Source organism: Burkholderia stabilis (genome assembly GCF_001742165.1).
GTDB classification, from domain to species: Bacteria; Pseudomonadota; Gammaproteobacteria; order Burkholderiales; family Burkholderiaceae; genus Burkholderia; species Burkholderia stabilis.
This window is the reverse complement of the sequence record NZ_CP016443.1, coordinates 1,647,747-1,668,780: the sequence shown is the minus strand read 5'-3', so window position 1 is coordinate 1,668,780 and position 21,034 is coordinate 1,647,747. Positions and strand designations below refer to the sequence as shown.

At 65.7% G+C, this 21,034-nt stretch carries 22 protein-coding genes; 12 read left to right on the top strand and 10 right to left on the bottom strand.

What is annotated here, in order from left to right:
- The first annotated feature begins 74 nt into the window (after window positions 1–74).
- From BBJ41_RS25345 to csgH, 4 genes are all read left to right on the top strand, one after another.
- Entirely contained in the window at window positions 75–935 is an 861-nt protein-coding gene (locus BBJ41_RS25345) for a CsgG/HfaB family protein (RefSeq protein WP_083281972.1), read from the top strand.
- 26 nt (window positions 936–961) lie between these two features.
- A complete protein-coding gene (locus BBJ41_RS25340; RefSeq protein WP_156814868.1) occupies window positions 962–1,498 on the top strand; it encodes a hypothetical protein in 537 nt (178 codons plus the stop codon).
- A 105-nt stretch (window positions 1,499–1,603) separates the two neighbouring features.
- Window positions 1,604–2,977 (top strand): beta strand repeat-containing protein, encoded by a 1,374-nt coding sequence (locus tag BBJ41_RS25335; RefSeq protein WP_083281971.1) that lies wholly within the window; start codon window positions 1,604–1,606, stop codon window positions 2,975–2,977.
- A gap of 115 nt (window positions 2,978–3,092) precedes the next feature.
- Window positions 3,093–3,413, top strand: coding sequence for a curli-like amyloid fiber formation chaperone CsgH (csgH, locus tag BBJ41_RS25330; RefSeq protein WP_069748986.1), 321 nt, complete (start codon window positions 3,093–3,095; stop codon window positions 3,411–3,413).
- A gap of 55 nt (window positions 3,414–3,468) precedes the next feature.
- On the opposite strand, the gene BBJ41_RS25325 is transcribed toward csgH, so the two are convergent.
- On the bottom strand, window positions 3,469–3,918 hold the full coding sequence (locus BBJ41_RS25325; protein ID WP_069748985.1) for a DMT family transporter: 450 nt from the start codon (window positions 3,916–3,918) through the stop codon (window positions 3,469–3,471).
- A 126-nt stretch (window positions 3,919–4,044) separates the two neighbouring features.
- Here BBJ41_RS25325 and BBJ41_RS25320 point away from each other — a divergent pair, with 126 nt between their 5' ends.
- Window positions 4,045–4,935, top strand: a complete 891-nt coding sequence (locus BBJ41_RS25320; RefSeq protein WP_069748984.1) for a LysR family transcriptional regulator — start codon at window positions 4,045–4,047, stop codon at window positions 4,933–4,935.
- 304 nt (window positions 4,936–5,239) lie between these two features.
- Here BBJ41_RS25320 and BBJ41_RS25315 read toward each other — a convergent pair whose 3' ends face one another.
- On the bottom strand, window positions 5,240–5,545 hold the full coding sequence (locus tag BBJ41_RS25315) for a DUF4148 domain-containing protein (RefSeq protein WP_069748983.1): 306 nt from the start codon (window positions 5,543–5,545) through the stop codon (window positions 5,240–5,242).
- 277 nt (window positions 5,546–5,822) lie between these two features.
- Between BBJ41_RS25315 and BBJ41_RS25310 the strand changes: the two genes are divergently transcribed.
- From BBJ41_RS25310 to BBJ41_RS25295, 4 genes are all read left to right on the top strand, one after another.
- On the top strand, window positions 5,823–6,032 hold the full coding sequence (locus tag BBJ41_RS25310; protein WP_069750370.1) for a hypothetical protein: 210 nt from the start codon (window positions 5,823–5,825) through the stop codon (window positions 6,030–6,032).
- A gap of 354 nt (window positions 6,033–6,386) precedes the next feature.
- Entirely contained in the window at window positions 6,387–7,064 is a 678-nt protein-coding gene (locus BBJ41_RS25305; RefSeq protein WP_069748982.1) for a response regulator transcription factor, read from the top strand.
- A gap of 79 nt (window positions 7,065–7,143) precedes the next feature.
- Window positions 7,144–8,475: a HAMP domain-containing sensor histidine kinase gene (locus BBJ41_RS25300; RefSeq protein ID WP_236872149.1), complete on the top strand. Its 1,332-nt coding sequence runs from the start codon at window positions 7,144–7,146 to the stop codon at window positions 8,473–8,475.
- A 58-nt stretch (window positions 8,476–8,533) separates the two neighbouring features.
- Complete coding sequence (locus BBJ41_RS25295; protein ID WP_069748980.1) at window positions 8,534–9,217, top strand: response regulator transcription factor; 684 nt, start codon at window positions 8,534–8,536, stop codon at window positions 9,215–9,217.
- A gap of 86 nt (window positions 9,218–9,303) precedes the next feature.
- Here BBJ41_RS25295 and BBJ41_RS41265 read toward each other — a convergent pair whose 3' ends face one another.
- Together BBJ41_RS41265 and BBJ41_RS25290 are read right to left on the bottom strand one after the other, a co-directional pair.
- Window positions 9,304–9,459: a hypothetical protein gene (locus tag BBJ41_RS41265; RefSeq protein ID WP_167362218.1), complete on the bottom strand. Its 156-nt coding sequence runs from the start codon at window positions 9,457–9,459 to the stop codon at window positions 9,304–9,306.
- Window positions 9,460–9,553: 94 nt separating this feature from the next.
- Window positions 9,554–9,826 carry a DUF4148 domain-containing protein gene (locus BBJ41_RS25290; RefSeq protein WP_069748979.1) on the bottom strand — a complete coding sequence of 91 codons (273 nt, stop codon included), beginning with the start codon at window positions 9,824–9,826 and terminating at the stop codon, window positions 9,554–9,556.
- A 327-nt stretch (window positions 9,827–10,153) separates the two neighbouring features.
- Between BBJ41_RS25290 and BBJ41_RS25285 the strand changes: the two genes are divergently transcribed.
- On the top strand, window positions 10,154–11,329 hold the full coding sequence (locus BBJ41_RS25285) for a porin (protein WP_069748978.1): 1,176 nt from the start codon (window positions 10,154–10,156) through the stop codon (window positions 11,327–11,329).
- 87 nt (window positions 11,330–11,416) lie between these two features.
- Here BBJ41_RS25285 and BBJ41_RS25280 read toward each other — a convergent pair whose 3' ends face one another.
- From BBJ41_RS25280 to BBJ41_RS25260, 5 genes are all read right to left on the bottom strand, one after another.
- Entirely contained in the window at window positions 11,417–12,889 is a 1,473-nt protein-coding gene (locus BBJ41_RS25280) for an efflux transporter outer membrane subunit (RefSeq protein WP_069748977.1), read from the bottom strand.
- Window positions 12,882–14,087 carry an efflux RND transporter periplasmic adaptor subunit gene (locus BBJ41_RS25275; protein ID WP_069748976.1) on the bottom strand — a complete coding sequence of 402 codons (1,206 nt, stop codon included), beginning with the start codon at window positions 14,085–14,087 and terminating at the stop codon, window positions 12,882–12,884. Before BBJ41_RS25275 ends, BBJ41_RS25280 begins: the two co-directional genes overlap by 8 nt.
- Complete coding sequence (locus BBJ41_RS25270; RefSeq protein WP_069748975.1) at window positions 14,077–17,331, bottom strand: efflux RND transporter permease subunit; 3,255 nt, start codon at window positions 17,329–17,331, stop codon at window positions 14,077–14,079. Before BBJ41_RS25270 ends, BBJ41_RS25275 begins: the two co-directional genes overlap by 11 nt.
- A 157-nt stretch (window positions 17,332–17,488) precedes the next feature.
- Entirely contained in the window at window positions 17,489–18,163 is a 675-nt protein-coding gene (locus BBJ41_RS25265) for a response regulator transcription factor (protein ID WP_069748974.1), read from the bottom strand.
- A 22-nt stretch (window positions 18,164–18,185) separates the two neighbouring features.
- Complete coding sequence (locus tag BBJ41_RS25260) at window positions 18,186–19,109, bottom strand: LysR family transcriptional regulator (protein ID WP_069748973.1); 924 nt, start codon at window positions 19,107–19,109, stop codon at window positions 18,186–18,188.
- 243 nt (window positions 19,110–19,352) lie between these two features.
- Here BBJ41_RS25260 and BBJ41_RS25255 point away from each other — a divergent pair, with 243 nt between their 5' ends.
- Window positions 19,353–20,345: an IS5-like element ISBmu2 family transposase gene (locus tag BBJ41_RS25255; RefSeq protein ID WP_006412423.1), complete on the top strand. Its 993-nt coding sequence runs from the start codon at window positions 19,353–19,355 to the stop codon at window positions 20,343–20,345.
- Window positions 20,346–20,382: 37 nt separating this feature from the next.
- On the opposite strand, the gene BBJ41_RS41260 is transcribed toward BBJ41_RS25255, so the two are convergent.
- Complete coding sequence (locus tag BBJ41_RS41260; RefSeq protein WP_167362217.1) at window positions 20,383–20,526, bottom strand: hypothetical protein; 144 nt, start codon at window positions 20,524–20,526, stop codon at window positions 20,383–20,385.
- Between the two features lie 125 nt (window positions 20,527–20,651).
- On the opposite strand from BBJ41_RS41260, the gene BBJ41_RS25250 reads away from it, so the two are divergent.
- The gene (locus BBJ41_RS25250) at window positions 20,652–21,026 is read left to right on the top strand and encodes a hypothetical protein (RefSeq protein ID WP_069748972.1); all 375 of its coding nucleotides are present in this window, start codon (window positions 20,652–20,654) and stop codon (window positions 21,024–21,026) included.
- The last annotated feature ends 8 nt before the right edge of the window (window positions 21,027–21,034 follow it).

Genomic DNA, 21,034 nt, shown 5'->3' with positions numbered 1-21,034 from the left:
AAAAAAATGACTCACACCGCGCGCCGCGCGACGGGGATCACGCGCGCCGCACTGGGGCGGCGCTGGTGCTGTCGATGGTCGGATGCGTCACGCGCCCGATGCCGGCCGCGAGCAACGCGACGCTGACGCCGCCGACGCGTACCACGCGCGACCTGACCCACCTGCCGCCGCCGAAGGGGAAGATCGTCGCCGCCGTGTACGGCTTTCGCGATCTGACGGGCCAGTACAAGGCATCGCCGGACAGCTCGTTCTCGTCGCAGGTCACGCAAGGCGGCGCGTCGTTCCTCGTCAAGGCGATGCGCGACTCGGGCTGGTTCACGCCGGTCGAGCGCGAGAACCTTCAGGATCTGCTGACCGAAAGAAAAATCATGCGCGCGGTCGACGGAACGGACGCGAAGAAGGCGCAGAACGACGGGATGGCGCCGCTCATGCCGGCCAACATCGTCCTCGAGGGCGGCATCGTCGGCTACGACACGAACGTGCGCACCGGCGGCGCCGGCGTGGCCTATCTCGGGATCAGCGGGTCCACTCAATACCGGATCGATCAGGTCACGGTCAACCTGCGCGCGATCGATATCCGGACCGGCCAGGTGCTCAACAGCGTATCGACCACCAAGACCGTCTATTCGTATCAGGTCGATACCGGCATCTATCGCTTCGTCGGATTTAAGGACCTGCTGCAGGCGGAAGCCGGGCTGACGCGTAACGAGCCCGCGCAGATCTGCGTCAACGAAGCGATCGAGTCGGCGCTGACGCACCTGATCGTCCAGGGCGTCGAGAACCAGACCTGGGTGCTGAAGAACGAGCAGGACTGGTATGACCCGACGATGCAGCGGTATCTGCAGGAAGACCGGCAGTACGCGCAGGACATGGAGGACGCCAATACGGCGTACGACCCGCAGAAGGTCGATCGCCAGGGCGTGTCCAGTCATTAACCGGCATCAGGCCGCGGAGAAACAGGATGAATCGACAGCGTAATCAACGTGTGCGCGCGCGTCTCGCGTGGCGGGTGCTGGCAGCGGTGTCGCTCGCTGCGGCGGCGCAGGCCGCGGCAGGTGCGCCGGTGCCTTTCGACGATCTGGGGCCGCCGGAGCCCGCGTTCGACTACAGCAACATCGTATCGGTCCGGCAGGTCGGCAGCGGCAACGCCGTATCGCTCGACCAGGCCGGCAGGAACGGGGCGTTGCTCGGGCAAGCCGGCTACGGCAATTCGATCGTCGCGCGGCAGATCGGCGCGCAGAACTGGGTGGTCGCGTCGCAGGCCGGCAGCGGCAACACGCTGAACGCGACCCAGCGCGGCACGGCCAACACGCTGGTGGTGCAGCAGAACGGCGCAGGCAATTCGGTCGACGCGACGCAGAACGGCACGTCGCTGTCGGCGCGCGTCACGCAGAACGGCAGCAACAACTCGGTGAACCTCGTGCAGGGCGGTTCGAACACCGGGATCCAGGTGATTCAGTCGGGCAACGGGGCGCGGGCCACGGTGCTGACGCATTGATGCAGGTGTGACGTGTTGTAGAAGGTGGGGGCAACCTCAACTGGCGGGGGTGTCGGGAAAGGCCAGTCTTTTCCGGCAAATTTTCTTTCGAATCAGGAGCAAAAAATGATGGTGACCAAGTCTGCAATCGCAATGGCGGTGTTGGCGTTCGCGTCGGCCGCGGCACATGCCGATTCGTCGGGCAACACGGTGAACGTGAACCAAACCGGTAACTACAACATGGCGACCGTCGAGCAGACGGCGACGACGGGCGATTCGGTGTCGATTACGCAATCCGCGTTTGCTTCCCCGCCGCTGTATCCGTTCGTCGCTTCGGTGTCGACGACGGGCGGGTCGGGCGATACGACCGTGATCCAGCAGTTCTCCGGTTGGGCGCAGCCGTACTCGAGCGTGAACGTGACGCAGACGGGCACCTCGAACGAGAAGAACTACGTGAACCAGTTCGGCGGCGGCGACTTCTCGGCGAACGTGACCGAAACGGTGTCGGCCTACACGGGCGGTGCGCAGTACGACACCAACACCATCAACCAGTACGCGTTCGGCAACAGCGCATCGATCTCGCAGCAAGGCGGCGGCTGGAACACGGTCACGATCAATCAGGGCTCGTCGAGCCAGTTCGCGGCGCTCAACAACGCGACCGTGACGCAGGCCGACACGATCGGCAACAACGTCGGCATCACGCAGACGGGTGTGCTCGGCACGGCGACCGTGCAGACGAACTGGGGCGGCGGCAACACGACGTCGATCACGCAAACGGGCGGCTTGACCAACGCGACCGTGACGCAGCTCGTCGAGGTCGGCGACAAGGTCACGACGACCCAGAACGGCACCGAGACGGCCAACGTGAATTCGTCGTTCGGCGGCGGCAACACGACGACGATTTCGCAGTCGGGCGGCGTGAGCGGCAACACCGCCACGGTGAACCAGTTCGCGGCGATCGGCAATACGACCTCGATCACGCAGACGGCCGACAACAACAATGCGACGGTGAACCAGTCGTTCGATTACGCCGATGCCGCGACGATCAACCAGTCGGCCGCGTCGAACACGGCTGCGATCACGCAGCAGTTCGGTTACGGGAACACCGCGACCATCACGCAGACCGCCGCGAACAACATCGGTACGATTCTGCAGACCGGTTCGTCGAACTCGAAGGCATCGATCGAGCAGGATTCGGCGAGCAACTTCGCGTACGTGACGCAGTCCGCGTCGAACTCGACGCTGTCGGTGAACCAGTCGGGGGATGTCGGCAACCTGGCCAACGCAACGCAGTTCGGTGCGGACGATACGCTGGCGCTCGTGCAGATCGGCGGGTCCAACATCATCAACGCGTCGCAAGTGTCCGGTACGGGTAACCAGGGTTACGTGACGCAGATCGGCTACAACAACAACGCGACGTTGCAGCAGCAAGGCAGCTACAACTACGCGAACATCAGCCAGAACGGCTTCAACAACACCGCGACGATCAAGCAGCACTGAGCATCGCCGGTACGGGAGGAAAGCCGAACGGTCGCCCGTTCGGCTTTTTTTGTTTCATGCGCGGCCGGCGTATCGCGTTGTGCGCCGATCGCGCGTCGTTCGACACGGAGCGATCATGGTTGGAATTCACGATCTGAATGCCTATTTCGACATTGCCGCCAGTGCTGGCGGCGTGAACATCGTGCCGCATGTGCGCGCGGCCGCGTCGCTCGATCTGTCCTATCGCCTGCTGGTGACGAAGGCCGGCGGGACAGGTTCGGTCACGCTCACCCGCTCTGGCCAGTCGCGGCTCGCCGACGGTGAAGACAAGCCGCTCGGGACGATGCAACTGAGCGTCGGGCCGGACGATACCTGCCACGCGACGCTCGTCGTGAGCGTGAACGGCGAGCACGCGGAATACGTGGCGGACTGCAATCCGCACCGCGCGTCGGGCTGAACGGTCGGCGCGACCGGGATTCGATGCCCGGCCGGGCACGCGTTCGCTTCGCGTGTCACGCGCGCACGAGCACGACGCCGACGATGAGGCATGCGGCGCCGGCGATGCGGATCAGGCCGGCCGAATGCTGCCGGACGCCGAACAGGCCGAAATGATCGAATGCGAGCGCGCCGACCATCTGCCCGACGACGATCAGCGCAAGCGTCGTCGCCGCGCCGAGCCGCGGCACCATCAGCACCGCGACGCCGACGAACACGGCGCCGAAAAACCCGCCTGTCCAGCTGAACCACGAGCCTGTCGCCGGGAGCACGCCGCCGAGGCGCGGCGACGGCGCGAGCATCGCGACGGCAAGCATCACGATCAGGCCGACGAGATAGCTCACCGATCCGGCCCACCACGGTGAACCCAGTTGCGCGCGCAGGTTCGCGTTGAGCACTTGCTGCAACGCGACGCTGACGCCGGCGGCAACGACGAGAAGGTACGACAGAAGGGTAGTCGCTGACATCGAATGCTCCGGAAGGCGCTGGCTTTCATCGCGATTTCGCGATTTCGGCCCGGAAGACTTCCATTCTGCGGAGCACCCCGGTATAAGACAAATATCAAATTCGGCGCTTATCCATCTCGTTTCGGCATGCCATCCCTGAGGCAAATCCAGTACTTCCTGACCGTGGCCGATCTCGGCGGCTTCACGCCGGCCGCGGCCGCGCTCTACATCGCGCAGTCGGCCCTCAGCAGGCAGATCGGTCAGCTGGAGGACGAACTCGGGTTCATGCTGTTCGAGCGCGAGCCGAGGGGTGTGCGGCTCACGCCGGCCGGGGCCGTGTACCGCGATCGCGTCGCGTCGGTTCCGGCGATGCTGACCGCCGCCGCCGACGAAGGCGTGCAACTGTCGCGCGGCGAAGCGGGCGTGCTGCGGCTGCTGCATTCCAGCACGATTCCCGTCAACAGCCTGATGGCGGATCTCGACCGCTTCATGCGCGATTGCCCCGGCGCGCGCATCGATCTCGACCGGGCGTCGTCGGAGGAACAGGTATCGGAAATCGCGAACGGCAATGCGGATGTCGGCATCGTCCGGTTGCCGGTGCTTCGGCGCGATGCGCGGGTGCGTTTCGTCGAACTCGCGGCCGAGCGGCTGTGCGTTGCATTGCCGGTCGATCATCCGCTCGCCGGACGAAAGCGCATGACGATATCGCGGCTGCAACGGGAACCGTTCGTATCGGCCGTGCATCGCGAGCGGGGCGGTCTGGCGCGCGTCGTGCTCGATCTTTGCCTGAAGCGCGGGTTCGTGCCGACCGCCGCCAGAATCGTGTCGCCGAAGACATCGATGCTGAATCTCGTCGCGGCCGGGCAGGGCATCGCGATCGTGCCGCGGCGGATGGCCGGTCTCGGCGTCGACGGTGTCGCATTCGTGCCGATTTCGGATGACGATGCGAAGTCGGTTTGCGCGCTGGTGTTGCCGATCGAACCTACCGTGCTCGCGCAGGCTTTTGCGCGGATCGTGGCGCCTCGGATGAAGGGTTGAAGGCGGGGAGCGTTGCGGACGCATCTTCTCGTCGTCCGATGTCGACCAGGGAGCACCGCGGGTATTCTCATGGCTTTCGTGCAGCGGCTCCCGGAGTCACATCCGAAGCGATTCGGCCGCATCGACGCGAACCTTCGACCATGCAGTCGATTCATGGCGCGGCATCTCGCTGTATTTCAAGGTCGGCCACTACGTGCAGGACAAACCCGCGGATGGCCGCACACGGTGATCGGCCGGCTCATGAAAAAAAGCGCGCGGCCGTCAGGCACGCGCGCAAACTCGGAGATCGGTTGCCGGTAGCGTGTCAGTTGCCGTTCGATGCGACGGTATTGGCCGCGCCGGCGCAGTCCTTCTGATACTGCTGCATCAGGCGCGCCTGCGCCGAGTCGATATCGTCCGGGTAACTGCTCTCGTCGCCCGACGACGGGTTGTAACCCACCGCCTCCAGTTCGTTCAGCTCGTTGATCAGTTGCCGATGGGAGACCGGGCCTTTCGTGTGGACGAACGGATAGTCGTTGCACTGCGCCGACGTGAGCTTCGGCGCAGCGTGCGCGGAGACGCTCAATACCAGCAGGGCGGCACAGGCGAGGTAACGGGCGGGGTGATTCATCTTCGACTCCTGGGAAGCGTTGTGAACGGGCCGTACGGTGGGATGCCAACGTCGACTGCAGGACGTAGGTTAGGCACCGCGCCGTATCGAAACGGCAGCGCGAAGATGAAACAAGTTTTATGCGGATTCGCCGTGCCGGAGGGCCGCGTCGCCGCGCGCACCGGACGTTAAAGAATCCTTCACGTGCGTGCTGCCGAATGGTTAGCGGCACATGCGTATCGTCGAGCCGGTGATCAATCGGCGCTGCGCATGGCGCGGCCCGCATCGGGGTAATGCAATGAAAACGATCGTCAGGATGGCCGCGCTCGTCGCGCTGGTGTGCTCACCGGCGCTGGTGTTCGCGAAGGTTCAGGGAACGGGGCTCGCGATTGCCGATGCGACGCTCGCGCATACGAAGGTCGAACGCCTGCATCGTGCGGAGGATGCCGCGCATCGTGTCGCATCCCGTCGAGTCGACAAGGCTGAAGGGGCGCCGCAACAGGGTTGATTGCACGCGTCGTTTCCAGCGGTCGAAGGCGATCGACCGCAACCGTGCGCGCCTGATGGCAGCGGGCCGTGCGGCATCGTGTCGCAACGCTTCGAGTGCGGGACCGTTCGCGGGCACCTGCCGCCCCGGCGGGCAATGGCTGCGCCGCGGCATCGCCGTATATGAAATTTTCTTCATGAAGTCGACGCGCACGATTTACGCACGCGCGTGTAGTCTCCATCCGAACGCGATCGGCCGTCGGATGTCGAAGCGTGCACTGCCCTTCGCTGAAGACGAGAATCGTATATGGCACCATCAATTTCGCCGGGTAACCAACCGGCCCTGCCCAACAAGCCGGCCGAGAATGGTGCGGCCATGGCGCACGTACTCACGATCGAAGACGACGAAATCACCGCGAACGAAATAGTAAGAGAGCTGAAAGGCCGCGGCTTCACGGTCGAATGGGTCGCGAACGGACGCGACGGCATGGCCCGCGCGCTCGGCAACGAATTCGACGTGATCACGCTCGACCGGATGTTGCCCGTCGTCGACGGCCTCACGATCCTGACCACGATGCGCAGCGTCGGCGTGCGCACGCCCGTGCTGATGCTGAGCGCGCTCGGCGATGTCGACGAACGGGTTCGCGGCCTGCGTGCGGGCGGTGACGATTACCTGACCAAACCTTTCGATCCCGAGGAAATGGCGGCGCGCCTCGAGGTGCTGCTGCGCCGGAGCCAGAGCGCGCCGGCGCCGTTCGACACGACCCTGAGCGTCGGCCCGCTCAAGCTCGACCTGATCTCGCGCAAGGTGTTTCGCGACGGCGAGGAAATCGCGCTGTTGCCGACCGAATACCGCGTCCTCGAATACATGATGCGCAACGCCGGGCAGACCATCACGCGGACGATGCTGTTCGAGGCCGTATGGGGTTATCACTTCGATCCCGGCACCAACCTGATCGAAGTGCACATGGGCCGGCTGCGCAAGAAGATCGATCCGCCCGACGCGAAGCAGATGATCCAGACGGTACGCGGTGCCGGCTACATTCTTGGCTGAGTCCGTTACCTTGACGTCCTCCGTGAATCACGTCCAGCCGGCGCCGAAGCGGCGCTGGTACTCCAGCACGTTCCGGCTCGTGTCGGTCTATGCCGTGACGTTTTCCGTCTCGGTCATGTTGTTGCTCGGTTTCATCGCATCGGTCATCACGCACGACATGGAGCGCGAAACCGATACGGTGATCGACTGGCAGATGCTCTACTTCGATTCGATCGAGGACAGCCAGTTGCCTGCCGCGATCCAGCACCGGATCGAGCACGAGCACATGCACACCAACTATTACGGGCTCTTCACCGCCGACGGCAAGCATATCGCCGGCGACGTGCTGGCGATGCCCGACGGCATCCGGCCGGATCGCAACGGCGTGACGCTCGATCACACGATGACGATCGCCGGTGACCAGGTGCCGCCGGTCGTCCGCACGATGGCGGAGCGGCGCGCCAACGGCGACGTGCTGGTCCTCGGGCGCGACCTGACGCACATCCTGAGGATTCGCGCGGCGATCATCCAGGCGTTGGTCGGCGGCGGGCTGTTCTGCCTCGGCGCGGGCGTGGTCGGCGGCCTGATCCTCAGCGTTCGGCAGATGCGGCGCCTGAAGGAGGTCCGGCGTATCACGCAGCGCATCGCGCAGGGCGACCTCGGGCAGCGGCTGCCGATCGGCGGGCATGACGAAATCGACCTGCTGTCGCATCTCGTCAACCACATGCTCGAGGAAGTCGAGCGCCTGATGAACGAGGTGAAGGGCGTTTGCGACGGCATTGCGCACGACCTGCGTACGCCGCTCGCGCACGTGCATACGCTGCTCGCGCACGCGGCGGAGCGCGCGGACGGGCTCGACGATGCCGCGCTGGCGAGCCTCGTCGCGCGTGCGCGCAACGAGACCGACGTGCTGCTCAGCCGGTTTCGCGCGATGCTGCGCATTGCCGAAATCGGTTCGTTGCAGCGGCGCGGCGGATTCGCCGAGCTGGCGCTGGAGGATCTCGTCACGGACGTCGGGCAACTGTTCGAGCCGCTCGCGGACAGCCGCGCCATCCATTTCGTGGTGCTCGTCGAACCCGTCACGCCGATTCACGGTGACCGTGCGCTGCTGTTCGAGGCGCTCACCAACCTGCTCGACAACGCGCTGAAGTACACGACGTCGGGCGACACCGTGCGCCTGGAGCTTCATGACACGCCGTCCGGCCCGCGCATCGACGTGGTCGACAACGGCCCGGGTATCGCGGCAAACGAGCGCGAGGCCGTGTTGCAGCATCGCTACCGCAGCCGCCGTACCGGCCATCTCGCGGGAGCCGGGCTCGGCCTGAGCATCGTATCGACGGTCGTCAACGTGCACGACTTCACGTTGCGCATCGGCAATGCCGAGCCCGGCACGCGCGTGACGATCGAATGCTGGCCGAGGTCGCTGGCATGACGGTCGTTCGCATGCGCTTGCACGTGTGTGCGTATTCCTGCAAAGAGGCCGATTGACGATGCGTGTCCTGCTCGTGACTTCGCCGCACCCGGAAGCATCGTGGCTGCACAAGGCGCTGCAGGAGAGCGGGCACAGCCTGCAGCGTGCCGACGATCTGCGCGACGGCCTGTTCCTCGCATCGCAAGAGGCGTTCGACGCGATCGTCGCAACGGCCTTCGAGCCGGGCAGCGATGCGGCGCTGATCGCGATGCTGCCGCGTTTCGTTGCCGACGGCCGTGGCGCGGCGCTGGTGGTGCTGATCAGCCAGGCATCGGCGCGCGAGCGCATCCGTGTGTTGCGCGCGGGCGCCGACGCGTGCTTCGGCGCGCCGTATTCGTTCATCGAACTGCACGAGCGCCTGCAGGCGTTGCAGCGGCTGGCCGGGCCGCGTGACGCGGAAGGCCCGGTCGCGGCGGCGTCCGCCGTCGAGATGCTCGTGCGCGAACTCAAGGACGGCAAGCTGCGCCTGGCCGTGACGCGCCGCGAATGCCTGTTGCTCGAATGCCTGATGCGCCACCCGAACGCGCCGGTGCCGCGCGATCAGTTGATTCGTTACGTGTGGCAGGACAAGGAGGACGTCGATCCATCGAGCGTCAATCTCGTGGTGTCGCGGTTGCGCCGAAAGCTCGCGCGGTATTTGCCCGGTGTGCGGATCGATACGGTGAGTCGCTACGGCTATCAGGTGACGATACCGGATGCGTAACCGCGCGGCCGCGATGCGCGCCGCAGCACGAAAACGACGGGCGCCCTGCCGATGGCAGCGCGCCCGTCGCGCATTGACGAGCCAAATTACGACCCGAAGAACGGTACGCAGAAATCGGGCGGGCCGACACAATCGCCGGGGCCGTCGGGCTGCGCGGCGGCGCAGCCGGACAGCATGACGCCGGCAGCGATCGCGACGAGCGCGACGCGGGCGGAACGAACGAGCAACGGACGAAGCTTCATGACGGGCGGGCGAAACGGTTGAAAGGAGGCAGCGCCTCGGACGGCGCGCACAGCGCGGGCGGCGTGAGCCGGACCCCGCGCCAGGCCGCGCGCATCAATGCGAATAGAGCGTCGAGTCCAGGTATTTGAGCTGCCCGTCCTGTTCGGCATGCACGAGCTCCGCGTAGACTTCGGCGCGCGTCTTCTCGTGGATCGGCTGGCCATACGGTGGCACCCACTGGCCGTCGGCCCGTGCGCCGGGCACGCCGTCCTTGGTGGCGGCCGGCGTCATCTGCATCGCCTGGGTGGACGTTTGCGCGAACGCGGGAACGGACAGCGCGGTGAATGCGGCGAGCATGGCGGCGGCAGCGATCTTGGCGGTTTTCATATTCGGATTCCTCATGATGATTGACTGGGTTCATCCCCCGGCGCGGCGTGTCGATGCCGCGCATCGGGTTGAGGACAAGCATAGAGAAGGGCCGCTAGCGGATCGGCATACGCAGGGTGAAAAGAAATTCATGCAGCGGTGACGCGATCTGCACGGACATGAAACCGGCGTATCGCGAGGATGAAGAAGGCTTCATTTTTCGGGCCGTTTTGATAACGGCGCTGTCATGCCCGCTGCCTAAATTGGGCGCCATCGCATCGCAGACGGATCGGCCACGCTACACGGGCCGGCGATGCGAGAAGACCGATCCACTCTAGCGAAACCATCATGAAGAAACATCTGGCAATCCCGGCGGCGATCGCGTGCCTGCTGGCGGGCGCGGCGCATGCGCAGAGCAGCGTCACGCTGTACGGCACGATCGACGCGGGCCTGGACTACATCAGCAACCAGAAATCGGCGGCCGGCGCAGGGCCCGTCTACGGCATGCAGAGCGGCAACGTCAGCACGTCGCGCTGGGGGCTGCGCGGCAACGAAGATCTTGGCGGCGGCCTGTCTGCCGTGTTCACCCTCGAGAACGGCTTCAACGTCGCGAACGGCAAATTCGGCAACGGTGGCGACGAGTTCGGCCGCCAGGCGTGGGTCGGTCTCGCGAGCCGCCAGTGGGGGACCGTGACGCTCGGCCGCCAGTACGACTTCCTGGTCGATTTCGTGGCGCCACTGTCGGCGACGGGTTCGGGGTTCGGCGGCAACCTCGCCGATCACCCGTACGACAACGACAACCTCGCGAACGACACGCGGATGAACAACGCGGTGAAGTTCCGCAGCGCGGACTATGGCGGCTTCACGTTCGGCGGCGCCTATGGCTTCAGCAACCAGGGCGGCGGATTCAGCAACAACAACGCGTACAGCGTCGGCGCGCAGTACGTGAACGGTCCGGTCGACCTCGCCGTCGCGTACCTGCAATCGAACCAGCCGGGCGGCGTGAACGCGCCGCAGAACACGGGCGGCTCGCTGAGCAGTTCGGACGGCGATGCGATGCTGGCAGGCGGCCGCTGGCGCACCTTCGGCGCCGGCGCGCATTATGCGTTCGATCATGCGGCGATCGGCTTCGTCTATACGCGAACGATCCTGAACGACCCGCGCGAGCTGTCGCAGGGCGGCGCGTACGGCACCGTGAACGGCCAGTTGCTGACCTTCAGCAACTATGAGCTGAACGGGCGCTACTTCCTGACGCCCGCCTTCTCGCTGGGCGGCTCGTACACGTTCACGCAGGGCCGCTTCGACGATGCGGGCCGCAATATCGAGCCGAAGTGGAATCAGTTCATGCTGCAGGCCGACTATGCGCTGTCGCGCCGCACCGATCTTTATCTCGAAGGCGTGTACCAGCGCGTGACGGGGGCGGACGGCGTCGCGGTGCTCGGCAACGCGGGGATCTTCAATCTCGCCGCGTCGGGCAACGATCGTCAGGCCGTGGTCGCGGCCGGTATTCGTCACAAGTTCTGATCGGCCGGGCACACGGAAAAAAAACGGCACCCGTCATGACGACGGGTGCCTCGAAACGCGACACGCTCAGTATGTGCCGCGCGCGACTCAGGTCGTCGAACGTGCCGGCAGCGCGACCGGCGCCTTCGCTTCGGCAGCACCCGCTGCTTCATCCGTCGCCCACCCGCCGCCCAGCGCCGCGATCAAACCTACCGATGCCAACTGCCGGCGCGTATTCAGCTCCAGCATCGCGACCTTCGTGTTGAGTTCGGTGGTCTGCGCCGTCACCACGTCGAGATAGCTGACGACGCCGTCCCGATAGCGCGACATCGACAACTGCAACGTGCGTTCGGCCGCGTCGAGCGCCTCCTGTTCGCGATCGGCTTCGTCGCCGAGGTGATGCGTGAGCGCGAGGTTGTCCTCCACCTGCTGGCATGCAGCGAGCACCACCGCGCGATACTGCGCGCCGTTTTCGGCGAGCTTCGCGTGCGCCTGGTTGGTGAGGGCCTGGCGGCGTCCGCCGTCGAACAGCGTCAGCGCGAGATTGGGCCCGAGCGACCAGATTTCGTTCGGCGCGCTGAGCCAGTGACCGAGTCCCGAACTCTGATACCCGCCGATCAGCCCGAGCGTGATGTCGGGGAAGAATGCCGCGCGCACCACGCCGATCTGCGCGTTGGCGGCCGCCATGCGCCGCTCCGCGGCCGCGACGTCGGGGCGCCGCTGCAGCAACGTGGCCGGAATGCCGGCAGGGATCGTCGGCAGGTAACCGGTGCTCAGATCTGGCGCGAGCGAGAACGACGAGGCCGGCACACCCGTGAGCGTCGCGATCGCATGCTCGTAGAGTGCGCGCCGCGCGCGTATGTCCTCGGCCGACGCGCGCGCCGAATCGAGCTGCGTCCGCGCGCGAGAGACGTCGAGATCGGACGCGATGCCGCCGGCGTGCCGGCTCATCGTCAGTTGCAGTGCGCGCTGGTACGTGTCGATCGTGTCGGACAGCAACTGTTGCTGCTGGTCGAGCCCGCGCAGGCTGAAGTACGCGTTCGCGAGGCTGGCCTGCAGGCTCAACTGCACCGACGCGAGATCGTCGGCGCTGGCTTGCGCGTTGGCGCGCCCGGCCGCGACCTCGTTGCGGACTTTCCCCCACAGATCGAGGTCGTAGTCGAAACCGGCGTCGAGCGTGTTGGAGCCATAGACGTTCGGCTGGTTCGAGCCGCGCAGCGGGCGCGTGGCCGATTGCCGGTTGCTCGAGATCTGCGCGCCCAGGCCGATGGTCGGGAACAGGCCCGAGCGCGCCTGATCGAACAGCGCGCCGGCTTCATCATGGCGGGCCACGGCGGCGGCCACGTCGGGGTTGGCTGCGGCCACCTGCGCTTCGAGCCGATCGAGCACGGGATCGCGGAATGCCTTCCACCAGCCGTCGCGCGCGATGCGGTCGGCCGGTTTCGCGGCCTGCCAGCCGCCCGCTTCCTTGAACTGGGCCGGCAGCATGGTTTGCGGCGCGTGATAGACGGGCGCGAATGAGCAGGCGGAAAGGAACGCGATGCTGGCGAGCATCGCGCAGAGCCGACGCGGGTTAGCCATTCGCACGCTCCGTGTCGCGCGCGGCCGAGGCGACGGTGCCGGCCGGCGCCGCGAGCCTGACCGGGTCGCCCGCGGACAACGAGTCGGGCGGATTGTCGATCACGCGATCGTCGGCGGCGAGGCCGGTCGCGATCTGCACGTGCGTGCCGAAGTCGGTCGCGATCGTGACGGGCTTGAACACCGCGCGGTTGTCCTTGCCGACCACGGCGACCTGCAGGCCGGCCTGGCGAAAGATCAGCGAGCTGGCCGGGATCGTCAGCGCATGGCTGCTGTCGGCCGGCAGCGCGAAATGCACCTCGGTGTATTCGCCCGGAATCAGCTTGCCGTCGCGGTTGTCGACCATCAGTTGCACGAGCAGCGTGCCGGTCGAATCGGCGATCGAGTCGTCGGTGTCGGCGAGCGTCGCGTGAAAGGTTTCGCCGGGATGCTCGGGCACGGTGAGCGTCGCGGTCATGCCGGGGCGGATCGCGGCGGCTTCGTTCTGCGGCACGCTCACGTACACGCGCATCTGGTGCACGTCGGACACGGCGAACAGCTCGGGCCCGGTGCCGCCGCCGGCCGAGATCAACTGGCCGATATCGGTTTTGCGGGCCGTGACGATGCCGTCGAACGGCGCGACGATGCGCTTGAACGCCTCCAGCGCATCGAGGCGCCGCACGTTGGCCTCGTTGGCCGCGACGATCGCCTGCTTGGCGGCGAGGTCGCTGGTTTTCTCGTCGGTTTCCTGCTGCGACACCGAATCCTGCGCGAGCATCCTGGTCCAGCGCGCGGCTGTGGATGCAGCCAGCTTCTCGTTGGCGAGCGAGCTTTGCAGGTCCGCACGCGCCTGCTGAAGCTGCTGGTCGAGCTCGGGCGTGTCGATCAGGCCGAGCAACTGGCCCGACTTCACGTGCGCGCCGATATCGGTGTACCACGCATGCAGGTAACCCGACACCTGCGCGTGGATCGGCGCGCTCTCGAACGCGGACAGGTGGCCCGGCAGCACCAGCGTGGCGCCGTCGGCGCCGGTCGTCGGCATGTACGCGACCACGGTCGGCACCGCCTGTTCGGCGGACCAGGCGGTCATTTCCTGTTTCGCGTGCGCGCGGCCGACGATGCCGCTCGTCACGATGCCGACCGCGATCAGCGCGGTGATCGTGGCGACCAGCTTGAGGTTGGGCAGCCGTTTCGGCGACTTGATATCGATCTCAGTGGACATGGGAAGCTCCGGACGCGGAAGAGGAGGAAGCGCGGGTGGCGTCGTGTTTCAGCGCATCGCGCCGATGCACGAGGCTGAACACGACGGGAACGAAGAACAGCGTCGCGATCGTCGCGCACGCGAGGCCGCCGATCACGGCGCGGCCGAGCGGCGCGTTCTGCTCGCCGCCGTCGCCGAGGCCGAGCGCCATCGGCGCCATGCCGATGATCATCGCGAGCGCCGTCATCAACACGGGGCGAAAGCGCGTGAAGCCGGCCTCGAGCGCGGATGCCAGCGCGTTGCCGGTTTCGGCCAGGCGCTCGCGCGCGAAGCTGACGACGAGGATCGAGTTCGCGGTGGCCACGCCCATGCACAGGATCGCGCCGGTCAGCGCCGGCACCGACAGCGGCGTGTGCGTGGTGAACAGCATCCAGACGATGCCGGCCAGCGCGGCCGGCAGCGCCGAGACGATCACGAATGCGTCGGCCCACGAGTGGAAATTCACGACGATCAGCAGATAGATCAGCAAGATCGCGCCGACCAGGCCGAGCAGGAGGCCCGCGAACGCGCCGTTCATGGTCTGCACCTGGCCGCGCAGCGTGACGGTCGAGCCCTTCGGCAGATCCTTCGCGGTGGCCTTGACGATGCCGTCGATATCGGCGGCGATCGCGCCGAGGTCGCGCCCCTGCGTGGTCGCGTAGATGTCGAACAGCGGCTCGATGTTGTAGTGCGACACCACCGCGTTGCCGACGCCGCGCGTGAGGGTGGCGAGACCGCCGAGCAATTGCGACTGGCCGTTGGCGCCGGTGACCGACAGGTTCTGCAGCGCCGACAGCGTGGTCATCCGGTACTGCGGCGTCTGCGCGACGATCGGATAAGACACGCCGTTGCGCGGATCGAGCCAGTAGGTCGGGTCGACCTGGCTGGTGCCCGCCAGCGTCGCGACCACCGAGTTCGTCACGTCCTGCTCGGTGATGCCGAGCTGGTCGGCGCGCGTGCGGTCGACCGCCACCGTGAACTGCGGGTAGGTGCTGGCCTGCTGGATGCGCGGATCGGCGACGCCGGCGATCAGGCGCAGCTTGCGGTACAGCTCGTGTGCATACGCGAGGTTGGCCTGCTGGTTCGGGCCGGCCACTTGCAGGTCGACCGGAGCCGGCGCGCCGAAGTTGAGGATCTGGCTGACGATGTCGGCCGGCAGGAACGAGAACGTGGTGCCCGGATACGCGCGCGGAAGCAGTTCGCGCAGCGTGCGCACGTAATCGGCGGTCGGCGCGTGATCCTTCGACAGCGAGATCAGGATGTCGCCGTCCTGCGGCCCGAGCGTGCCGCTGTTGTTGTAGGTCAGGTTGATCCCGCTCTTCGGCAGGCCGATGTTGTCGAGCACCTCGCGCAACTGGGCAGGCGGAATCACGCCGCGGATCGTGTTCTCGATATGGTCGAATTCGGCGGCCGTTTCCTCGACGCGCGTGCCGACCGGCGCGCGTACGTGCAGCGAGATCTCGCCCGAGTCGATCGTCGGGAAGAAGTTGCGGCCGAGCCACGGTGCGAGCAGGAACGACGCGGCCACCACGCACAGGAACGCAATGACGAACGGCTTGCGGCGCGTGAGCGCGAGGCCCAGCAGGATCCGGTACGACGCGCGAATCGCCTCGAAGCGGCGTTCGAACGCGCGCTGGAAACGCACCAGCGGATTGCGCGACGGCGGCACGTCGTGCGCGCCGGCGTGGCCCGCGTGCGAATCCATGATCGCGGCCAGCTCGCCCGATGCGTGGCCCGCCGACGCGTGCGGCTTGAGCAGGTACTGTGCGAGCATCGGCACGAAGGTGCGCGACAGCACGAACGACGACACCATCGAGAAGATCACGGCCTTCGCCATCGGCACGAACAGGAAGCGCGAGATGCCGTCGAGCATCAGCATCGGCACGAACACGATGCAGATGCACATCAGCGACACCAGCGCCGGCATCACGATCTGTTTCGCGCCGTCGACGATCGCGGTGCGTGTGTCCTTGCCCTGTTCGAGGTGCCAGTTCACGTTTTCGATCGTCACCGTCGCATCGTCGACGAGAATCCCGACCGCGAGCGCGAGGCCGCCGAGCGTCATCACGTTGAGCGTTTCGCCGGTGGCCGCGAGCAATGCGATCGCGCAGAGCACGGCCAGCGGGATCGACGCGGCGATGATCAGCGTCGAGCGCCACGAGCCGAGGAACAGCAGGATCATCAGCGAGGTCAGCGCGGCGGCGATGATGCCTTCGCGCGCCACGCCGCTGACCGCGCCTTTCACGAAGGTCGACTGGTCGCCCATCGTGACGAGCTTCAGGCCCGGCGGCAGCGTCTGCTCGATCAGCGGCAGCTTGGCCTTCACGCCCGCGATGATGTCGAGCGTCGACGCCGAGCCGTTCTTCAGGATGCTCATCAGCACCGCGCGGTGGCCGTCGACGCGCACGATGTTGCTCTGCGGCGGGAAGCCGTCGCGCACGTGCGCGACGTCGCGGATCGTGATGGTGGTGCCGTCGACCGACTTGATCGGCAGGTCGTTCAGCGCATCGAGCGCGAGCGGGCTGTTGTTGAGCTTGATGTTGTATTCGAAGCGGCCGATCTTCTGCGTGCCGGCCGGGATGATCTGGTTCTGCTGGGCGAGCGCGTGCGCGACGTCCTGCGCCGACAGCCCCTTCGATTGCAGCGCCTGCGGGTCGAGGTCGATCTGCACTTCGCGCGCCTTGCCGCCGTACGGCGTCGGGATCGCGACGCCGGGCACCGACAGCAGCTGCGGGCGGATGAAGTTCTCCGCGTAGTCTTCCAGCTTCTGCTCGTCGAGCGTGTTGCTGCTCAGTGCGATCTGCAGCACCGGCACGGTCGACGCGTTGTAGTTGAGAATCTGCGGCGGCGTGGTGCCGGGCGGCATCTGCTTCAGCACGGTCTGCGAGATCGACGTGACCTGCGCGGTGGCGGTGCGGATGTCGACGGTCGGCTGGAAGAAGATCTTCACGATGCCGAAGCTGCGGAACGACTGCGATTCGATGTGCTGGATGTCGTTGACGGTCGTGCCGAGCGTGCGCTCGTAGTACGTGACGATCCGTCCGGACATGTCGTCCGGCTGCAGGCCGGAGTAGTTCCAGACGACGCTGATCACCGGAATGCGGATATCCGGAAAGATGTCGATGGGCGTGCGGAGTGCGGCGAGCGGACCTGCGATCAGGATCAGCAGCGCCAGCACGACGAACGTATAGGGCCGGGTGAGCGCGAGCCGGACAATTTTCAGCATGAGGTGCTGCTCCGTTCAAAAGCGTCGTGAAGAAGAGCCGGCTGCGCGCGATGCCGGGAAAACACCGATGCGCAGCCGATGACCGTATTCTGCGGAGCGGACCCTAACAGCCGGTCGCTAAAAAGATGAAACAAGTTTTAGGCAGCGGCGCGCGGATTCAGCCGAGCATGTAGCCCGAGCCGCGGATCGTGCGGATCAGCGGCGCGTCGCCCGGCCGGTTCACCTTCCTGCGCAGTCGGCCGACGTGGACGTCGATCAGGTTCGTGCCGGGATCGAAGCGGCAGCCCCACACCGCCTCGAAGATCATCGTGCGCGTGAGCACGCGCCCGGCGTGGCGCATCATGAATTCGAGCACGCGGAATTCGGTCGGCAGCAGCGCGAGTTCGTGCGTGCCGAGCGTGACGCGACGCCGCACCAGATCGAGTTCGAGCTCGCCCGCGCGCAGGACCGTCTCGACCTGCGGGCCGCGCGGCCGCCGGCGGATCAGCACGTCGATGCGCGCGCACATCTCGTCGAGCGAGAACGGCTTGACGAGGTAGTCGTCGCCGCCCGCGCGCAGCCCCTGGATACGCTGGTCGACGTCGGACATCGCGCTCATCACGAGCACCGGCGTGTCGAGGCCGACGCCGCGCATCGTCGCGAGGATCGCGAGCCCGTCGAGATCCGGCAGCATGCGGTCGAGCGTGACGACGTCGTAGTCGGCGCTCATCGCCTTGGCCATGCCGTCCCGCCCGGTGCGCGCGACGTCGACCTGGTGGCCGGCGGCGCGCAGTGTGTGCGTGATGTGATCCGCGATCAGCGGATCGTCTTCGATCGTCAGGATGTGTGTCATCGATGAAGCGGCCCGGGTGGCGTCAGGCGGCGGCCAGCCGCGCGGCGGTGCGGTCGGGCGCGCGATAGTGTTCGACCACGTAGTCGATGAAGCTGCGCACCTTGGTCGACAGATAGTTGCGGCTCGGATAAAGCATCGAGACGCTGCGCGGCCCGCCGTTTACTTCGTAGCGTTCGAGCAGCGGCAGCAGCGTGCCGCGCGCGAGATCGTCGGCGACGAGCGGGTGCGGCAATTGCGTGATGCCCATGTGATTGAGCGCCGCGATCCGCACCATCATGCTGCCGGACGACGCGAGCGCGTTGCCGGTATAGACGCGGTAGGAGCCGTCCACATCCGAGAACTCCCAGCTGCGCGCGGTGCCGTTCGACACGGTCAGGAGGCTGTGCTCGTTCAGCTCGACGGGGTCGTTCGGCGTGCCGTGGCGCGCGAGGTATTCGGGCGATGCGACCACCACGTCGCGCACGCTCGTCAGCATCCGCGACACGAAGGTCGCGTTGACGAGGCGGCGATCGTCGCAGAAGCACACGTCGTAGCCGCCCTCGACCATGTCGACGTGCGTGTCGAACGTCGTCACGTCGAACCGGACGCGCGGATGATCGGCGCGGTACGTCGACAACAACGTGCCGAGGCCGGCCGCAACCGAGGTCGCCGATGCGGCGATCCGCAGCGTGCCGCGCGGGTCGCGGGTGGCCTGCACGAGATTCGATTCGATCTCGTCGAGCTTTTCGATGATCGTGCGGCAGCCGTCGAGATATTCGCGGCCGGTTTCGGTGAGCGACAGGCTGCGCGTCGTCCGGTTCAGCAGGCGCATGTTCAGGTGCGCTTCGAGCATGCCGACGCTGCGCGTGACTGCCGCAGCCGACATCCCGAGCTGGCGCGCGGCGAGATTGAAACTCGACAACTCGACTACGCGCGTGAAGACGCGCATCGCTTGCAGTTGGTTCATGGTCCGCGAAGGGAAGAAGTTGTTCCGGTGCACGCGCCGGCGGCGATCCGTCGGCGCGTTCCGCTGTGCGCGGCCGGCACGGTAGCGATGAATTATGGAATTCGGGCCGGCATCGGACGCTTAAGAAACGGCGCGGGATGGATGAAATTTCGTTTAAGGAAACGCTGATTTATTCGGCTCGGCGGTCATCGCAGACGTAGCCGAGGACGTTTAGAAGACAGCTCACGGAACGGACCCACGACGATGAAGAGGCAGATCGGCTTCGCGGAAGCGGAAATTGCAGGCAAGAAGCGAGTGACGAGGCGCCAACGCTTCCTGGAAGAGATGGAGAAGGTCGTTCCGTGGCAGCGCTTGCTGTCGGCCATCGAACCGCACTATCCGAAGGGCACGCGAGGTCGCCCGCCGATTGGCCTTGAGCGGATGCTGCGAATCTACTTCGTGCAACAGTGGTACGGACTGTCGGACGAAGGACTGGAAGACGCGCTGTATGACAGCATCACGCTGCGAGCCTTCGCCGGCATCGATCTGGCGATCGAGAACGTGCCTGATGCAACCACGCTGTTGAAGTTCCGGCGCCTGCTGATCGAACACGAACTGACACGGAAGTTGTTCGACGAGATTGGCATCTCGCTGTGCGAGCGTGGGCTGATGATGAAGGAAGGCACGCTGGTTGACGCGACGATCATTGAAGCGCCGCCGTCGACCAAGAATGCCGGGAAGAGCCGTGACCCGGAAATGCATCAAACGAAGAAGGGCAACGAATGGCACTTTGGCATGAAAGCCCACATTGGCGTCGACGCCGACTCGGGCCTGATTCACAGTGTGGTTGGCACGGCGGCCAACGTGTCGGATGTATCGCAAGCTCATGCCCTGCTGCACGGGCATGAAGAGCAGGTGTTCGCCGACGCGGGCTACATTGGCGTCGACAAGCGCGAGGAAATGGCGGGCAAGGCCGTGAAGTGGCACGTCGCTGCCAGGCGGGGAAAGATCAAGGCGATGCAAGAAGGAGCGCTGAAGGACCTGGTGATCGCGCTCGAGCGAACCAAGGCGCAGATCCGTTCGCGGGTTGAGCATCCGTTTCATATCGTCAAGAATCTGTTTCAGCATCGCAAGACCCGATACAAGGGCTTGGCCAAGAACACCGCGCAACTGTTCAGCCTGTTCGCTCTGGCGAATCTGGTGATTGCGCGAAATCTGTTGCGATCGGTCCATGGGAGCAGTCCGTCATGCGTATGAAAAATGCGAGCAGGGGAGGCTCGCTTACGCGCCAAATTCACTGAATTGAGCGCCGATTCGCTTCGTCATCCAGAAAATTTGAAGCCATCTCGCCTGCAACTTCGGAAGTTGGTCCATTGATCAGCGTTTCCTTAAGGAAGCGGCGGATGAAAACGATCCGCAAGCCGCGCAGGCGCGACATGAATGGTCGTGCCGAGCGGTTCGCTCTCTAAAAAAAACTTCATGAAGCGACACCAAATCTTCAGGTGGGCGCGTTGTGCCGCTGCCGATAATAAGGCGACGTATGTAGCCACAAGGAACGCAGAAATGATGCAGCCGCTGAGTATCAAGATGATCCAGGAGCACGGCAAGCCGGTGGTGCTGGTGTCGATCGAACGTGGCGCCGCGGTGCTCGACCCGGAGGATGTCGACGCGGTCATCCAGTATCTGAGCCTGCTGCGCGCCTCGATGCAGCCCGCGGTGCCCGAGATGCCGCCCCGCGCGCAGCAGTTCGTGACGGAGATGGACCCGTGCTGGTATGCGGAGCGCCATCCGCTGTATGGCGGCGCGGTGCTGCTGCTGCGGCACACCGGGCTCGGCTGGGCGAGCTTCGCGCTGCCGCCGCAAAGCCTCGAGCGCCTGCACGGATCGCTGACGCAATTGCTCGAAGACGAACAGCAGGTGGTCAGCCTGCCGAATTGAAGCGCGTT

Bases quoted from the DNA above. Each gene is read 5' to 3' on its own strand.
- BBJ41_RS25315 (WP_069748983.1), bottom strand. From the start codon at position 5,545: ATGAATCACCCCGCCCGTTACCTCGCCTGTGCCGCCCTGCTGGTATTG.
- BBJ41_RS25280 (WP_069748977.1), bottom strand. From the start codon at position 12,889: ATGGCTAACCCGCGTCGGCTCTGCGCGATGCTCGCCAGCATCGCGTTC.
- BBJ41_RS25275 (WP_069748976.1), bottom strand. From the start codon at position 14,087: ATGTCCACTGAGATCGATATCAAGTCGCCGAAACGGCTGCCCAACCTC.
- BBJ41_RS25260 (WP_069748973.1), bottom strand. From the start codon at position 19,109: ATGAACCAACTGCAAGCGATGCGCGTCTTCACGCGCGTAGTCGAGTTG.
- BBJ41_RS25290 (WP_069748979.1), bottom strand. From the start codon at position 9,826: ATGAAAACCGCCAAGATCGCTGCCGCCGCCATGCTCGCCGCATTCACC.
- BBJ41_RS25305 (WP_069748982.1), top strand. From the start codon at position 6,387: ATGGCGCACGTACTCACGATCGAAGACGACGAAATCACCGCGAACGAA.
- BBJ41_RS25255 (WP_006412423.1), top strand. From the start codon at position 19,353: ATGAAGAGGCAGATCGGCTTCGCGGAAGCGGAAATTGCAGGCAAGAAG.
- BBJ41_RS25345 (WP_083281972.1), top strand. From the start codon at position 75: ATGGTCGGATGCGTCACGCGCCCGATGCCGGCCGCGAGCAACGCGACG.
- BBJ41_RS25340 (WP_156814868.1), top strand. From the start codon at position 962: ATGAATCGACAGCGTAATCAACGTGTGCGCGCGCGTCTCGCGTGGCGG.
- csgH (WP_069748986.1), top strand. From the start codon at position 3,093: ATGGTTGGAATTCACGATCTGAATGCCTATTTCGACATTGCCGCCAGT.
- BBJ41_RS25295 (WP_069748980.1), top strand. From the start codon at position 8,534: ATGCGTGTCCTGCTCGTGACTTCGCCGCACCCGGAAGCATCGTGGCTG.
- BBJ41_RS25335 (WP_083281971.1), top strand. From the start codon at position 1,604: ATGATGGTGACCAAGTCTGCAATCGCAATGGCGGTGTTGGCGTTCGCG.
- BBJ41_RS25250 (WP_069748972.1), top strand. From the start codon at position 20,652: ATGATGCAGCCGCTGAGTATCAAGATGATCCAGGAGCACGGCAAGCCG.
- BBJ41_RS25325 (WP_069748985.1), bottom strand. From the start codon at position 3,918: ATGTCAGCGACTACCCTTCTGTCGTACCTTCTCGTCGTTGCCGCCGGC.
- BBJ41_RS25285 (WP_069748978.1), top strand. From the start codon at position 10,154: ATGAAGAAACATCTGGCAATCCCGGCGGCGATCGCGTGCCTGCTGGCG.
- BBJ41_RS25265 (WP_069748974.1), bottom strand. From the start codon at position 18,163: ATGACACACATCCTGACGATCGAAGACGATCCGCTGATCGCGGATCAC.
- BBJ41_RS25270 (WP_069748975.1), bottom strand. From the start codon at position 17,331: ATGCTGAAAATTGTCCGGCTCGCGCTCACCCGGCCCTATACGTTCGTC.
- BBJ41_RS25320 (WP_069748984.1), top strand. From the start codon at position 4,045: ATGCCATCCCTGAGGCAAATCCAGTACTTCCTGACCGTGGCCGATCTC.
- BBJ41_RS41265 (WP_167362218.1), bottom strand. From the start codon at position 9,459: ATGAAGCTTCGTCCGTTGCTCGTTCGTTCCGCCCGCGTCGCGCTCGTC.
- BBJ41_RS41260 (WP_167362217.1), bottom strand. From the start codon at position 20,526: ATGTCGCGCCTGCGCGGCTTGCGGATCGTTTTCATCCGCCGCTTCCTT.
- BBJ41_RS25310 (WP_069750370.1), top strand. From the start codon at position 5,823: ATGAAAACGATCGTCAGGATGGCCGCGCTCGTCGCGCTGGTGTGCTCA.